The following is a 14,203-nucleotide window of genomic DNA, read 5'->3' on the forward strand; positions in this document are numbered from 1 at the left end:
CGCCCAGGGCTGTCGGCGTCGGATTTTGGTTGCACAAAGGTCGACCCTTGTGGTATAATATAAAACTGTATGAGTATGTGATTGGTAGGTGATTCCATGCGTATCGACGTGCTTGGCGTCGGTTTTGACAACGTGACTATGGAAGAAGCCGTCGCCCGGGGCGTGGAATTGCTCCACAGCGATGGCGCGCATTACGTGGTGACGCCCAACCCGGAAATTGTGGAGGTCTGCCGGGAGGACCCGGCCGCCGCGGAGGCGGTCAACGGCGCGGATCTGGTGCTGCCGGACGGCGTCGGCGTGGTCAAAGGCGCCCGGATGCTGGGGACCCCTCTGAAAGAAAAAGTGCCGGGCATTGAATTTGCCGCCCATTTCATGGAAAGAATGGCAGAGGAAGGAAAGTCCCTCTACCTGCTGGGGGCAAAACCGGATGTTGCGGCGCAGGCGGCGGAGAATTTGCGTCGGCAGTATGCCGGACTGCGGATCGCCGGCGTCCACGACGGGTATTTTCACGAGGATGCTCCCGTTGTGGAGGAGATTGCGCAAAGCGGCGCGGATGTGGTGTTTGTGTGTTTGGGCGCGCCCAAACAGGAAAAATGGATGCGAAAAAACGGCGCGGCCACCGGCGCCCGTGTGCTGTGCGGACTGGGCGGAAGTCTGGACGTGTTTGCCGGCGTTGTGGAGCGGGCGCCTAAATTTTGGTCCGACCACGGACTTGAATGGTTTTACCGACTGTGCAAGGAACCGCGGCGCATCGGCCGCATGATGAAGCTGCCGCTGTTTTTGGTGCATGTAAAACAGGAGAGACGTAAAAAATGAGGGGAAAGCTGATCGTATTCGAGGGGACCGACGGATCGGGAAAGGCCACGCAGGCCAATCTGCTGTGCCGTCATTTGCAGGCGGAGGGCATCCCGTATCAGGAGATCGACTTTCCGCGGTATGGGAACCCCTTCGCTGAGCCTGCAAAGCTGTATCTGGAGGGCGTTTTGGGCAAGAAACCGGGAGACGTCAACGCCTATGCGGCGTCCATGCTGTTTGCCGTGGACCGCTTTACTTCCTTCAAGCAGGATTGGGGAGCGTTTTACGAGGCGGGCGGACTGATCGTCGCCAACCGGTATACCACCTCCAATGCCGTGCATCAGGCGTCCAAGCTGCCCGAGAAGGAGCGGCAGGCGTATCTTGCGTGGCTTTTTGATTTGGAGTATAACCGCCTGGACCTGCCGCAGCCGGATTTGGTGATCTATCTGGACATGCCCACGGAAATCACAGAGCGGATGATGCGCACACGGGAGAAGGAAACCGGCACCCACGCCGATATTCACGAGCAGGACGAGACCTATTTGAAGCAGTGCCGGGCCAACGCGGCGGAGATCGTCCGCCAGTGCGGCTGGACTGTGATTGATTGCGCGGCGGACGGGCAGCCCCGCACACCGGAGGAAATCCACCGGCAGGTGTACGAAATCGCAGGGAAGGTGCTGTAAGCGCAAAGCAAAGGACGGGACGCTTCGCGTCCCGCCCCGTGCCTGCAATTAGCAGCAGGTGCCGCAGTTGTCGTTGCAGCCGCAGCTGTTTCCGCAACCGCAGTTGTTTCCGCAGCTGTTGCCGAAACCGCCCCAGGAACCACCGCAGCAGCAGCAAATCAGGATGACGATGATGATGAGCCACAGGCAGGAACCTTCGTTGTTTCCGTTGTTAAAGCACATGATTGTCACCTCACTTTGAGACATTCTATGCGTCAGGAAGCGGGAAGCGGGCCTGACCATCGAAAAAAAACAGTTGGACAAGGAAAAAAGATAATTGGGCCCGCTTCGTGCAGATGATCGAGGCGGAGAACAGGGAGGTTTCAATGGCTGATTTTAAAAAAGGGGATACCGCCAATTGGAATGCCGGAGAGGTGCGCCGCGCCCATGCGGAGCAACAGCGTCCCCGGCAGACGACCCGGCGGAAGCGGAAGCGCCGGGTGAATCCGGTGGCCTATATCCTGTTTGTGGTCATTGCTTCGGCGATTTTGGCCGGGGTTGGCTGGCTTTTGCTTTCGGATCTTTGCGCGTTTAACCGGGCCTCATCCGCCACGGCCACCGTGGAAGTGACGGCGGAGGATACCGTGAGCACCATTGCCGATAAGCTGCAGGATGCGGGCCTCATCAAGTACAAGTGGTTTTTCCGTCTGTTTGCGGGCGTGGCGGACGCCAAGGAGAAGATCGGCATCGGTACCTATGAGCTGAATGCCGATATGGACTATCGCGCGCTGATCACCGGCATGCGCAACGCCTCCGGCAACATGAATGCCGCCACGGTCCGCGTGACGATTCCGGAGGGCTACACCGTGGCCCAGACCATTGCGCTGCTGGCGAAAAACGGCGTCAACACAGAGGATGCTTTGCTGGAAGCCGCCAAGACCGGGACGTTTGACTATCCGTATATCGACAACGATTCCGAGGACCTCAGCCGCCTGGAGGGCTTTTTGTTCCCGGATACCTACGAGTTCTATAAAAATGAGAAGCCTGTCAGCGCACTGGAGCGGCTTATCAGCAACTTCGACCGGAAGATGGATGAGGACCGGCTGGCGCTGGTGGAAAGCTCTGGCTACAACATCAAGGAGATTCTCACCATCGCCTCCCTGATCGAAAAGGAGACTGACGGCACGGACCAGCGGCAGATCGCTTCGGTGATCTATAACCGTCTGAGCGACAACGGCAGCCACGGCACGTACAAGATGCTCAATATTGATGCGTCCTTGCTCTACGCGCTGCCTGACCACCAAGGAGCCCTCACCAACGAGGATAAGAAGGTGGACTCCCGGTATAACCTCTATAAATATGCGGGTCTGCCGCCCACGCCCATTGCAAACCCCGGCCTTGCCTCCATTGAGGCAGCGCTGGAGCCGGATACCACAGACTACTACTATTATGCGCTGGGCAAGGATGGGAAGCACCGCTTCTCCAAGACGCTGCAAGAGCATAACGCCTTTTTGAAGAGTGCGGACTATGCCGGATAAGAGGAAACCCATTCCGGAGCTTTTGGCGCCCGCCGGGGATATGGAGCGGCTGCGCATGGCGGTTTTATACGGGGCAGACGCGGTGTATCTTGCCGGCACTGCCTTTGGAATGCGAGCATTTGCCGGGAATTTTGCGCCGGAAGAGCTGCGCGAGGCGGTGTCGTTTGCCCACAGCCACGGCGCTCACGTCCACTGCACCATCAACACCATGCCCCGCAACGATGAGATATCTGGCCTTCCGGCGTATCTGGAGCTGCTGGAGGGCGCAGGCGTGGACGCGCTGATCGTGGCGGATCTGGGAGCCTTTACCCTGGCCGGGAAGTATGCCCCCCGCTGTCGGCGGCATATCTCCACCCAAGCCAGCATTTCCAACTATGAGACCGCCCGGGCGTGGTACGATCTGGGCGCTTCCCGGGTGATTTTGGCCCGGGAGGTGGGGTTGGAGGAAATTCGGACCATTCGGGAAAAGACGCCGTCAGAGCTGGAGATCGAGGCGTTTGTGCACGGGTCCATGTGCGTCAGCTACTCCGGGCGTTGCCTTTTGAGCAACTATATGACGGGCAGAGACGCCAACCGGGGCGCCTGCGCCCAGCCCTGCCGCTATCACTACGCGCTGATGGAGGAAAAACGCCCCGGGGAGTATTTTCCCATAGAGGAGGATGCCGGGGGCGCCTACATCCTCAATTCCCGGGATATGTGCATGATCGACCATCTGGACGATCTGGTGGATGTGGGGCTCTCCAGCCTGAAGATCGAGGGGCGGGCCAAGTCCGCCTACTATGCCGCTGTGGTCACCGGCGCCTACCGCCACGGGCTGGACGCGGTGGCCTCCGGCGAGGAGCTGGAAGTGCTGTGGCGGGACGAGGTGGAGCACGTGAGCCACCGTCCCTATTCCACCGGGTTCTATTACGGCGCGCCGGGGCAGTATTATGACAACTCCCGGTACATTCGAGAGTGGCAAGTGGTTGCACTTGTCAAAGACTGCGATGAAAAGGGAAATGCCACGCTGTCCTTGCGCAATAAGTTCCGCACCGGCGACACCGTGGAGCTGGTTGGACCAAACCTGAAGCCCTTTGCCATGCAGGTTCCCACCATGACGGACGATGCGGGGGACGTGGTGGAGGAGCCCCGGAACCCCCAGATGATGTTTCACATGAAGCTGCCGCAGGCCGTACCGGCGGATACGCTGGTGCGCCGCGCGGTGGAATTATCAGCGAAGTAAGGAGAAAAAAGATGAACGCGGACGTTGTTATTGTCGGCGCCGGCCCCGCCGGTATTTTCACCGCTCTGGAGATGATTCGCAAGGGCAGCGGTCAGAAGATCGTGATGGTGGAGAAGGGTCAGTCGGTGGAAAACCGCCACTGCCCCAAGGATAAGACCCACAAGTGTGTCAACTGCAAGCCCTACTGCCATATCACCACCGGGTTTTCCGGCGCGGGCGCCTTCTCGGACGGGAAGCTGTCCCTCAGCTACGAGGTGGGCGGCGACCTGCCCACGCTGATCGGAGAGGAACTGGCGCAGGAGACCATCCATTACGCCGATCAGATCTATCTGGAGTTTGGCGCGGACGAGCATATCGAGGGCCTTGGCCATGAGGAGGAGCGGAAGGAAATCCGCCGCCGGTCCATTCAGGCGGGGCTGAAGCTGGTGGATTGTCCCATCCGCCACATGGGCACCGAACGGGCGCAGGACATTTATCTTGCCATTGAGCGGTACTTACAAGAGCATGGCGTGGAGATGTATTTTGGCTACGAGTGTAGCAATTTGATCTTGGAAAATGACATCTGTAAAGGTGTTTCCATTTCCAACGGAAAGGTCGATTTGGAGATTGAGGCAAGCCATGTGGTGGTGGCCACCGGCCGCCGCGGCGCGGATTGGCTGGAGAAGCTGTGCGCTGAGCACAGCATTGCCCACGCACCGGGTACCGTGGACATCGGCGTCCGGGTGGAGGTGCGCAACGAGGTGATGGAGACCGTCAATCGGGTGCTGTATGAATCCAAGCTGGTGGGCTATCCCCGGCCCTTTAAGAATAAGGTCCGCACCTTCTGCCAGAACCCCGGCGGCTTTGTCTCCCAGGAGAACTACGACAACAATCTGGCGGTGGTGAACGGGCATTCCTACAAGGAGATGAAGAGCGACAATACGAACCTCTCCATTCTCTGCTCCCATAATTTCAGCGTTCCCTTCAACCAGCCCATCGCCTACGCCCAGAAGGTGGGCGAGCTGACCAATATGCTGGCAAACGGCCAGATTCTGGTCCAGCGCTTTGGCGACATTCTGGACGGCAAGCGCACCTGGCAAAAGGAGCTGGCCCAGTCCAACATCCGGCCCACCCTGCCGGATGCCGTGGCGGGAGACATCACCGCCGCCATGCCCTATCGGGCCATGATGAACATTATTAACTTCATTCAGGCCATGGACTATGTGGTGCCGGGCTTCGCCTCCTACGAGACGCTGCTCTATTCTCCCGAGCTGAAGTTTTACTCCAACCGGGTGAAGATGGACACAAGTTTCAACACCAGCCTGCGGGGGCTTCACTGCCTGGGGGACAGCTCCGGCTGGACCCGCGGACTGATGATGGCCTCCGTGATGGGTGTCCTCATGGGCCGCAAGATCGCCGAGGAAGGCTAATCAACAAAAAGCGGACTGCCGGAACCCCGGCAGTCCGCCTTATTTCAGTGGGGCAACCAGAGGTTGACAAACTTCCATCCGCTGCGTTCTTGCCATTTGGCGGGGAGCGGCGTAGGATGATGCCATCTTAAAAGGAAGCGAGCGCAGATATGGAGTTTTCAGAGAAGCTGATGGATTTGAGGCGGCGGGCGGGCCTGTCGCAGGAGCAACTGGCACAGCGGCTGGGCGTTACCCGGCAGTCTGTCAGCAAGTGGGAGAGCGGCTGCGCAATGCCGGAGCTTGTGAAGCTGATTGCCTTGTCAGATATGTTTAGCGTAAGCCTTGACGATCTGGTGAGAGGGCAGTCGCCGGAGAAGCAGGAGAGCGTGGACACCACTCGGCTGGAGGAGAAGATCGACACGCTGGCCCGGGAATGTCGGGGCAGCTATTTCCGTTATACCAGCCCCGTTCGGCTGTTGGGCCTTCCATTGCTGGACATCCGCTTTGGGAGAGACCGCAGTCCCACCCGCTATAATACCGCAGTGGGGATCGTTGCCGTGGGAAATTTCTCTGTGGGCGTTGTCAGCGTGGGACTGATTTCCGCAGGCGGCATTTCCCTGGGAATGTTGGCATTCGGCGGCGTCGCGCTGGGGATGGTGGCAGTGGGATATCTGGCGCTGGGCATGACCGCCGTCGGCGTCTACGCGGCGGGGGCGGCGGCATTAGGGGCAAAGGTGGCGGTGGGGACGGCGGCCAGCGGCGCTGTCGCCATCGGGCGGGACGCACAGGGCGCCGACACCCTGGCGCTTACCCGTGGGCTGACCGCCGCCAAGGCAGAATCATTTCTCCTGACCCACCAAAGCGGTCTTTGGCGGCCCATGGCTCGGCTTTTTGCCGCGCTTGCCGCTTGGATTGCGTAAAAGCGGGCATAAAAGGACCGTGGCGCAAATTGTGCCACGGTCCTTTTTGATGCCATTATTTTTTGTGCAGGACCTCGTGCCGGATATAGGAGAACGCCGCGTCCTCGCCCTCGTCCTTCAGCTTGCGCAGCATGGCTTCCAGCAGGTCTGCGGTGGCGGGGTGGAGCAGCAGCCGCTTTTGCTTGCCCCGCTGAAAGAAGAGGTAGGGGTCGGCGGGATCAAACGCTTCGCCGCGATAGACCTTGCTGGCGGCCAGACGGTCGCAGAACATCTCCGCCACATATTTTTTCGGCATTTCCACGCCCACGATGCCCTCTCCGGTGAGGCTGTAATCGGTCCAAAATTCAAAATGGTGGCGGTTGCGGCCCTTGTGATGCATCCAGGAGGCACTGTATCCCTGCTGACGGCGCTGGGCGTCGTTGGGGCTGTGATCTCCCTGAAAGTATTTGACGCCCGCCCAAAACTCCACAGGCGCGTATTTCGAGAGATCGTGCAGCAAGCCCTGCCGGTACAATCCCAGACGGAAGCAGTACCTGCGAACCAGCGCCCGGTGATGGTTGATGGTTTTTAAATGATCCCAAAAGTGCAAGCGTGTCACCTCGTCCTCAAACTCCGGTTCTCGGTATCGCATCGTTGATCGCGTAGATACTCATTATAGCATGGCACGGCGAAAAAAACGAGAAAAATTTGCATGGAATTTCTCAGCGGAGAGAGACTAGGCGGGAGGTGTTGGGATGGAGAATGCACTGTTTGCCTGCCCGGCTTGCTGGGAAGCCCTGCTGCCCGCAGGCGTTGTGCCGCTCCGGTTTGCATCGGAGATGGCAAAAAAACCGTGGGAGCTGCTGGCGCTGACGCCGGAGGGCTGCCGCCGTCTGGGAAATGGGACGATCCGCTGCCGGGCGCTGCTGGTGCCGGGGGAGTGCCGGGGGGAGCTTTTGGAGCATGTAGAGGCCCAGAGCGTGGTGACCTACGGACTGTCGCCCCGGGACAGTCTCACGTTTTCCAGTTTGACCGAGCCGGTGCTGTGCGTGCAGCGGGCGCTGCCCCGGCCGGACGGCGGCGTGGTGGAGCCGCAGGAATATCCGCTGCCGCCCCTTTTAAAGCCTGCGGAGCTTCTGCCGCTGCTGGGCCTTTGGCTGTTGCAGATGCCACTGACGGAGCATCCCTTTCCGTGGTAGCCTTTTCCAAAAGGGGGGTGGCGCGGAAATGTGGTACGGATGGCTGGCGCTGGCACTGGTTATCGGCGCGACGGCGTGGCTGTGCAGGGTCCTTTATGGCGACAGGGGCGGCGGAATGCACTGCATTGGCTGCGGTGCGTGCGCGGCGACGGGCGCTTGCGTCTTAAAACGACAACCCTACAAGAAAGCGGACAAAAAAAGCGCGGCGTCCCTTGACAAAACATATGAAAAGGATATAATAAATCCGTTCAAACAGCAAAATGCTGGGAAAAAGTCAGCTTTGCAAAGCGGGTCTAAGCGAGAGGGGAGACGGTGAAAGCCCCTTGTCCACGCCGCAAAGCAGCCGCTTTGGAGCAGTCCGCGAGGAGCGGAACGATTCATCTTCGTTACCGGATGGCTAAGACGTCCCTGCAAAGGGAATAATTAGGGTGGTACCGTGAAGCAAGTCTTCGCCCCTATCGCAAGGGGCGGAGACTTTTTTAATTTTCCAATTCAAAAAATGGACAATACAGGAGGAAGAACAATTATGGCGCATCCCAATTACGGGCTGAACGAGCTGCGGGAGATGTTTCTCAGCTACTTTGAGAGCAAGGGTCACCTGCGGCTGCCCAGCTTTTCTCTGATCCCCCACAACGATGCGAGCCTCTTACTCATCAACAGCGGCATGGCCCCCATGAAAACCTGGTTCACCCGGGAGGAGGAGCCGCCCCGCAACCGTGTCACCACCTGCCAGAAGTGCATCCGCACCGGCGACATTGAAAACATCGGCAAAACCGACCGCCATGGCACCTATTTTGAAATGCTGGGCAACTTTTCCTTCGGTGACTACTTCAAAAACGAGGCCATTCCCTTTTGCTGGGAGTTTTTGACGAAGGTGGTGGGCCTTGAGGCCGACCGGCTGTACCCCTCCATCTATCTGGATGACGACGAGGCCTTTGAGATCTGGAACAAGACCATCGGCATCCCCGCAGAAAACATCTTCCGCTTTGGCAAGGAGGATAACTTCTGGGAGCATGGCGCGGGCCCCTGCGGTCCCTGCTCCGAGGTGTATTACGACCGTGGAATCGAGCACGGCTGCGGCAAGCCGGGCTGCACCGTGGGCTGCGAGTGCGACCGCTACATCGAGGTTTGGAACAACGTGTTCTCCCAGTTTGTGAACGACGGCGAGGGCCACTACTCCGAGATGAAGAACAAGAATATCGATACCGGCATGGGCCTGGAACGACTGGCCTGCGTGTGCCAGAATGTGAACTCCCTGTTCGACGTGGACACCGTCATGAACATCACCAACAAGGTCAGCGAGATCACCGCCGCCCACTATGGCGAAAGCCACAAGACCGACGTTTCTCTCCGCGTCATCACGGACCATATCCGCTCCGGCGTCATGATGATCTGCGACGGCGTGCTGCCCTCCAACGAGGGCCGGGGCTACGTGCTGCGCCGTCTGCTGCGCCGCGCCGCCCGCCACGGAAAGCTCCTTGGCGTGGAGCGCCCCTTCCTCTACGAGGTGGTGGAGACCGTGGTGCGGGAGAACGAGAGCGCCTATCCCGATCTGCGGGAGAAGCAGGCCTATATCACCAAGGTCGTCCGCACGGAGGAGGAGAACTTCGCCAAGACCATCGACGGCGGCATGAAGATTTACAGCGATCTGCTGGCGGCCCACAAGGCAAAGGGCGAGCAGGTGTTCTCCGGGGCTGACGCCTTCAAGCTGTACGATACCTACGGCTTCCCCATCGACCTCACGGCAGAGATGGTGGAAGAAGAGGGCATGAGCGTGGACCGCGCCGGCTTTGACGAGATGATGGAAGCGCAGCGCGTCCGCGCCCGCAAGGCACGGGAGGCGCTGGGCGATCTGGGCTGGGCCGGGATTGAGTTTGGCAGCGAGATGCCCGCCACGGAGTTTGTGGGCTACGAGTGCATGGAAGCTGACGGCAAGGTGCTGGCCATCGTGGCCGACGAAGAGCTGCGGGAGGAAGTGGCCGCCGGGGCCGAGGCCATCTTGGTGCTGGACCGGACGCCGTTTTACGCCGAGATGGGCGGTCAGGTGGCCGACCACGGCGTGATCACCGCCGGGGATGCCCGGTTTGAGGTGACCAACGTCCAAAAGAACAAGGGCGGCAAGTTCATGCACTCCGGCAAGGTCCTCTCCGGAGAATTTCAGGTGGGGGCGGAGGTCCGCGCCGCCATCGATCTGGAGCGCCGCAAGGCCATTATGCGCGCCCACAGCGCCACCCATCTGCTGGACGCCGCGCTGAAAAAGGTGCTGGGCGACCACGTGCATCAGGCCGGTTCTCTGGTGGAGCCGGACCGCCTGCGCTTCGACTTCACCCATTTTGAGGCCATCACGCCGGAGCAGATGGGGGAGATCGACCGCATCGTCAACGACGCCGTGCTGGAGGATTACCCGGTGGTGACCGAGGTGCTGCCCATCGAGAAAGCCAGAGAGAAGGGCGCTGTGGCCATGTTCGGCGAGAAGTACGGCGACATTGTCCGCGTGGTGGAAATGGGCGACTTCTCCATGGAATTCTGCGGCGGCACCCATCTGCAAAATACCGCCAAGGTCGGCCCCTTCCGCATCCGGTCCGAGGCGTCCGTCGCTTCCGGCGTCCGCCGGATCGAAGCCACCGTGGGCAAGCTCTCGCTGGAGATCGTGAATCGGAATCAGGCGCTGTTGTTCCAAGTGGCCCAGACGCTGCGGACCAATCCCAGCGAGCTGGCCGCCAAGGTGGAGCAGCAGGTGTTGGAGCTGCGGGATATGCGCCACGCTGTGGAGAAATTCCAGAGCGAGGCGTCCCTGGGCGAGGCGCGTCAGTTCCTGATGTCCGCCAAGAACGTGGGCGGGTTGAAGGTCCTCACTGCCGTCCGCAATGGGATGGACGCCAATGCCCTGCGCCAGATGGGCGACTTCCTGCGGGATAAGGAGTCCAATGTGGTGGGCGTTCTGGCCTCCGTCAGCGGAGAGAAGATCACCTTCCTCACCGTGTGCGGCAAGGACGCCGTGGCCAAGGGCGTCAAGGCAGGCGATCTGGTGAAGAACGTCTGCGCCATCTGCGGCGGTAAGGGCGGCGGTAAGCCGGACAGCGCCATGGGCGGCGGCAGCGACCTTTTGAAGCTGGACGACGCGCTGGCCTCCGTGGACGATTTTGTGGCGTCCAAGCTGGGCTGATAAAAAGCCATTATTTTGAAAAAGGGAGGGCTTTCCGTGTCTGATTGTCTGTTTTGCAAAATTGCCGCAGGGGAGATCCCCAGCAACAAGGTCTATGAGGACGCACTCTGTTACGCCTTTTACGACATTGCCCCGCAGGCTCCCACGCATTTTCTGGTGATCCCCAAGGTGCATATCGGCTCCGTGTCCGAGATCGACGGGACCAACAGCGGCGTGGTGGCCCACATCTTTGAGGTGATTGCAAAGCTCGCCGGGGACTTGGGCCTTACGAGCTACCGCGTGGTGTCCAACATCGGGGAGCAGGCGGGACAAAGCGTCCTCCACCTGCACTTCCACGTCCTGTCCGGACGGGACATGACTTGGCCGCCGGGCTGATAGAAAACGCTCCCGTATGCAAGCGGGAGAAAACGGCGCGGTCCCGCCCCACAGGGGTTTTTCCCCCGCGGGGCGGGACCGCTTTACCAATCAATGAACCGTTTGGTTCGTTTTCTGCACAAAGAAGCAATCAAATGATAATCTCTATATGAGGTGACTTGATTGTATTTTCGCAAAATTTATGACTTGCGGAAGGACCGCAATAAAACCCAGCAGGACGTTGCCACTTTTTTAAATATGCACCGTGGTGTCTATTGCCGCTATGAGAGCGGGGAACGGGAAATGCCGGTATGGGTGGTGAATCAGCTGGCGGACTATTACCATGTCAGCACCGATTACCTGCTGGGCCGCACGGACGATCCCACGCCGCCCAAGAGATAACCCCTTAGGCAGTTTTTCGGGTGGCTTCGCGTAAGCCACCACTTTATCTTTCTATAAATTGGCCCCAAATGGGCACAATATCATCCAAAGAATGTCTCCGTTTGGTAACATTTTTTGGGGTGATATGAATGGAAATCAAACGCGTGAGAGATTTGCGGGAGGACCGGGATAAAACACAGCAGGCGGTTGCCGCATTTTTGAACATGCACCGCAGTGTCTATCGCCGCTACGAGAGCGGGGAACGGGAAACACCGGCATGGGTCGTTAATAAGCTGGCGGACTATTACCATGTCAGCACCGATTATCTACTGGGCCGCACGGACGATCCCACGCCGCCCAAGGGCAGATGAGGGTTCTGGCGGTTTTCTGCGGCGCGTTCGCGCTGGGGATTTTCCTCTCCCAATATCTGCTTTCCGGGGCGTGGTTGCTGCCCTGCGCCTTCGCGTGCTTGGCGCTTGCCGCACTGGCGCTGGCCCTGCCGCCGTGGTGGCGGCGCAGATGCGTGCTCATCGGCGCGGCGCTGGCTTTGGCGCTGGGATACGACTGGCTGTACCTGCGAACTGCTTGGCGGCCCATGGAGGCGCTCTCGGAGAGCGAAGCGGTGGTCTCCATGACGCTCCTCGACTATCCGCTCCCCACCGGCTATGGAGCGAAAGCAACTGTAAAGCTGGATGACTTGCCGGGGAAAGCGGTTTATTACGGCGATGAAACGCTGCTTTCCTGCGTGCCGGGACAGCGGCTTATCGGCCCCGTCCGCTTTCAAAGCGCGGGCCGCATCCGGGACGACGACGTCACCGCGTTTACCTCCAAGGGCGTTTTCCTGCTGGCCTACCAGCGAGGAGAACTCACCGTGGGACAGGGGGATGCGGGAGGGCTTCGATGGTGGCCCGCCCGGGTGGGCCATGCCATGAAGGCGGAGATTGCCGCGCTTTTTGAGGGCGACACCGCCGGATTTCTCACCGCCATTTTGACGGGGGACAAGTCGGGCCTTTCTGAGTCCGCCGCGGCGGACCTCTCCGAGGCGGGACTTTACCACATTCTGGCGGTATCGGGAATGCACTGCGGCTTTTTGCTGACTATGGTGTACCTGCTGACTGGAAAACAGCGCCGCCGTCTTACGGCCCTTTGCGTCATTCCGCTGCTCTGCTTTTATGCGCTGCTCACCGGCGGCGCTCCGTCGGTTTTGCGCTCGTGCGTCATGCTGTCGCTGCTGGTGGCGGCGCCCCTGTTCCGCCGGGACAGCGACGGCCCAACGGCGCTTTGCCTTGCGCTCTTTCTCATCCTGCTGGCGAATCCCTTCGCCGCCGCGTCCATCAGCTTGCAGCTGTCCTTTGCCGCCATGTCCGGCATCCTGTTTCTGACGCCGCGGCTGTACAAGCTGCTGAGGGGCACAAAAAAGCATGGCAAGGTATTCACCTTTATAGCGACTGGATTTTCAGCAACCATGGGCGCTCTGGTGTTCACGGTTCCTCTTTCCGCCCTGTATTTCGGAACGCTGGTGCTGATCTCGCCTTTGAGAAACCTCCTTTGCCTCTGGGCCGCCGGGATCGTGTTTCTTGGCGGATTGGCGGCGGTGGTTCTGGGCTTTTGCGCTCCGCCGCTGGGCGCGGCTGTGGGCGTGGTGCCGGGGCTTCTGGCCCGGTATATTTTGCTGGCTGCCCATGGGTTGGCCCGCGTCCCGTACCACGCGGTCTATTTGAAAAATTCGTATCTTGTCTACTGGCTGGTATTTGCCTACGCGCTGTTTGCGGCGGTGTACCTGCTGCGCGCCGGGGGACGGCGCTCTTACGCGCTGGCGGCGGTGCTGGCGTCGGCCACGCTGGCGCTGACCGTTTTTCTGGGCGCTGCCCGATATGGGAGCGCTCTGGACGCGGTGGTGCTGGACGTGGGGCAGGGGGAGAGCGTGGTTCTTGCGTCCCACGGCGCCTATGCGCTGGTGGACTGCGGCAGCGCCAACGGCTGGTATGCTCCGGGGGAGGACGCCGCCCATCAGCTGCGCACCATGGGGTGCGGCCGTCTGGACTATTTGATCCTCACCCATTACGATTTCGACCATATCTCCGGCGTCACCGCGCTGCTGGCACGGCTGGAGGTGGCGAAGCTGCTGGTACCAAGGGATGGGGAGAACGAGGCGCTTTGCGCCGCCGCCCGCGATTGCGGCGTGGAGGTGGCGTACATCACGGAGAAAGCGACCCTCCCGCTGGGGGACGCCCACTTGACGGTTTATCCGCCCCTTGGAAAGCGGGATGACAACGAGCGGGGCCTTTCCGTGCTGGCCTCCGCCGGGGAGCGGGACGTGCTCATCACCGGCGATATGGACGCCGCCACGGAGCAAGCGCTGCTTTCCACATACTCCCTGGCGGACATCGAGGCGCTGGTGGCGGGGCATCACGGCTCGAAAAATTCCACTTCTGCGGCGCTTCTGGACGCCCTGACGCCGGAGACGGTGGCAATCAGCGTAGGCGCTGCCAACCGCTACGGACATCCCGCGCAGGAGACACTGCGCCGGCTGGCGGAGCAAGGCTGCGCCGTCTATCGCACAGACCTGCAGGGTGACATCCATTTATCAATGAATTGA

At 60.1% G+C, this 14,203-nt stretch carries 14 protein-coding genes; 12 read left to right on the forward strand and 2 right to left on the reverse strand.

Going from position 1 to position 14,203, the window contains the following annotated elements; translation table 11 throughout:
- Window positions 1-96 precede the first annotated feature (96 nt).
- Window positions 97-816: a WecB/TagA/CpsF family glycosyltransferase gene (locus tag PHI30_RS05495; protein WP_300024994.1), complete on the forward strand. Its 720-nt coding sequence runs from the start codon at window positions 97-99 to the stop codon at window positions 814-816.
- Window positions 813-1,478, forward strand: a complete 666-nt coding sequence (locus PHI30_RS05500) for a deoxynucleoside kinase (RefSeq protein ID WP_300024997.1) — start codon at window positions 813-815, stop codon at window positions 1,476-1,478. Before PHI30_RS05495 ends, PHI30_RS05500 begins: the two co-directional genes overlap by 4 nt.
- A gap of 48 nt (window positions 1,479-1,526) precedes the next feature.
- Here PHI30_RS05500 and PHI30_RS05505 read toward each other — a convergent pair whose 3' ends face one another.
- Window positions 1,527-1,724, reverse strand: a complete 198-nt coding sequence (locus PHI30_RS05505; RefSeq protein WP_300025164.1) for a hypothetical protein — start codon at window positions 1,722-1,724, stop codon at window positions 1,527-1,529.
- Window positions 1,725-1,843: 119 nt separating this feature from the next.
- Here PHI30_RS05505 and mltG point away from each other — a divergent pair, with 119 nt between their 5' ends.
- From mltG to PHI30_RS05525, 4 genes are all read left to right on the forward strand, one after another.
- Window positions 1,844-2,995, forward strand: a complete 1,152-nt coding sequence (gene mltG / locus PHI30_RS05510; RefSeq protein WP_300025000.1) for an endolytic transglycosylase MltG — start codon at window positions 1,844-1,846, stop codon at window positions 2,993-2,995.
- Window positions 2,985-4,217, forward strand: coding sequence for a U32 family peptidase (locus PHI30_RS05515; RefSeq protein WP_300025003.1), 1,233 nt, complete (start codon window positions 2,985-2,987; stop codon window positions 4,215-4,217). Before mltG ends, PHI30_RS05515 begins: the two co-directional genes overlap by 11 nt.
- An 11-nt stretch (window positions 4,218-4,228) precedes the next feature.
- Window positions 4,229-5,626: an FAD-binding protein gene (locus PHI30_RS05520; protein WP_300025006.1), complete on the forward strand. Its 1,398-nt coding sequence runs from the start codon at window positions 4,229-4,231 to the stop codon at window positions 5,624-5,626.
- A gap of 149 nt (window positions 5,627-5,775) precedes the next feature.
- Entirely contained in the window at window positions 5,776-6,525 is a 750-nt protein-coding gene (locus PHI30_RS05525) for a helix-turn-helix transcriptional regulator (protein ID WP_300025009.1), read from the forward strand.
- Window positions 6,526-6,580: 55 nt separating this feature from the next.
- Here PHI30_RS05525 and PHI30_RS05530 read toward each other — a convergent pair whose 3' ends face one another.
- Window positions 6,581-7,156 carry a DUF5662 family protein gene (locus tag PHI30_RS05530; protein ID WP_300025014.1) on the reverse strand — a complete coding sequence of 192 codons (576 nt, stop codon included), beginning with the start codon at window positions 7,154-7,156 and terminating at the stop codon, window positions 6,581-6,583.
- A 103-nt stretch (window positions 7,157-7,259) separates the two neighbouring features.
- On the opposite strand from PHI30_RS05530, the gene PHI30_RS05535 reads away from it, so the two are divergent.
- From PHI30_RS05535 to PHI30_RS05560, 6 genes are all read left to right on the forward strand, one after another.
- Window positions 7,260-7,703: a hypothetical protein gene (locus PHI30_RS05535; protein WP_300025017.1), complete on the forward strand. Its 444-nt coding sequence runs from the start codon at window positions 7,260-7,262 to the stop codon at window positions 7,701-7,703.
- 526 nt (window positions 7,704-8,229) lie between these two features.
- Window positions 8,230-10,869 carry an alanine--tRNA ligase gene (gene alaS / locus PHI30_RS05540; protein ID WP_300025020.1) on the forward strand — a complete coding sequence of 880 codons (2,640 nt, stop codon included), beginning with the start codon at window positions 8,230-8,232 and terminating at the stop codon, window positions 10,867-10,869.
- Window positions 10,870-10,905: 36 nt separating this feature from the next.
- Window positions 10,906-11,244, forward strand: a complete 339-nt coding sequence (locus PHI30_RS05545; protein WP_300025023.1) for a histidine triad nucleotide-binding protein — start codon at window positions 10,906-10,908, stop codon at window positions 11,242-11,244.
- A 186-nt stretch (window positions 11,245-11,430) separates the two neighbouring features.
- Window positions 11,431-11,625: a helix-turn-helix domain-containing protein gene (locus PHI30_RS05550; RefSeq protein ID WP_367186340.1), complete on the forward strand. Its 195-nt coding sequence runs from the start codon at window positions 11,431-11,433 to the stop codon at window positions 11,623-11,625.
- 128 nt (window positions 11,626-11,753) lie between these two features.
- Window positions 11,754-11,975 (forward strand): helix-turn-helix transcriptional regulator, encoded by a 222-nt coding sequence (locus PHI30_RS05555; protein ID WP_300025029.1) that lies wholly within the window; start codon window positions 11,754-11,756, stop codon window positions 11,973-11,975.
- The gene (locus PHI30_RS05560) at window positions 11,972-14,203 is read left to right on the forward strand and encodes a DNA internalization-related competence protein ComEC/Rec2 (protein ID WP_300025032.1); all 2,232 of its coding nucleotides are present in this window, start codon (window positions 11,972-11,974) and stop codon (window positions 14,201-14,203) included. The genes PHI30_RS05555 and PHI30_RS05560 overlap by 4 nt, the downstream gene beginning before the upstream one ends.

Origin of the sequence: Oscillibacter sp. (assembly GCF_028693505.1) — a bacterium.
Taxonomy (GTDB): domain Bacteria; phylum Bacillota; class Clostridia; order Oscillospirales; family Oscillospiraceae; genus Oscillibacter.

What these genes read in the sequence shown, in the direction of transcription:
- PHI30_RS05555 (WP_300025029.1), top strand. Translation starts at nt 11,754, where the DNA reads ATGGAAATCAAACGCGTGAGAGATTTGCGGGAGGACCGGGATAAAACA.
- PHI30_RS05525 (WP_300025009.1), top strand. Translation starts at nt 5,776, where the DNA reads ATGGAGTTTTCAGAGAAGCTGATGGATTTGAGGCGGCGGGCGGGCCTG.
- PHI30_RS05505 (WP_300025164.1), bottom strand. Translation starts at nt 1,724, where the DNA reads ATGTCTCAAAGTGAGGTGACAATCATGTGCTTTAACAACGGAAACAAC.
- alaS (WP_300025020.1), top strand. Translation starts at nt 8,230, where the DNA reads ATGGCGCATCCCAATTACGGGCTGAACGAGCTGCGGGAGATGTTTCTC.
- PHI30_RS05535 (WP_300025017.1), top strand. Translation starts at nt 7,260, where the DNA reads ATGGAGAATGCACTGTTTGCCTGCCCGGCTTGCTGGGAAGCCCTGCTG.
- PHI30_RS05530 (WP_300025014.1), bottom strand. Translation starts at nt 7,156, where the DNA reads ATGCGATACCGAGAACCGGAGTTTGAGGACGAGGTGACACGCTTGCAC.
- PHI30_RS05500 (WP_300024997.1), top strand. Translation starts at nt 813, where the DNA reads ATGAGGGGAAAGCTGATCGTATTCGAGGGGACCGACGGATCGGGAAAG.
- PHI30_RS05560 (WP_300025032.1), top strand. Translation starts at nt 11,972, where the DNA reads ATGAGGGTTCTGGCGGTTTTCTGCGGCGCGTTCGCGCTGGGGATTTTC.
- mltG (WP_300025000.1), top strand. Translation starts at nt 1,844, where the DNA reads ATGGCTGATTTTAAAAAAGGGGATACCGCCAATTGGAATGCCGGAGAG.
- PHI30_RS05520 (WP_300025006.1), top strand. Translation starts at nt 4,229, where the DNA reads ATGAACGCGGACGTTGTTATTGTCGGCGCCGGCCCCGCCGGTATTTTC.
- PHI30_RS05495 (WP_300024994.1), top strand. Translation starts at nt 97, where the DNA reads ATGCGTATCGACGTGCTTGGCGTCGGTTTTGACAACGTGACTATGGAA.
- PHI30_RS05515 (WP_300025003.1), top strand. Translation starts at nt 2,985, where the DNA reads ATGCCGGATAAGAGGAAACCCATTCCGGAGCTTTTGGCGCCCGCCGGG.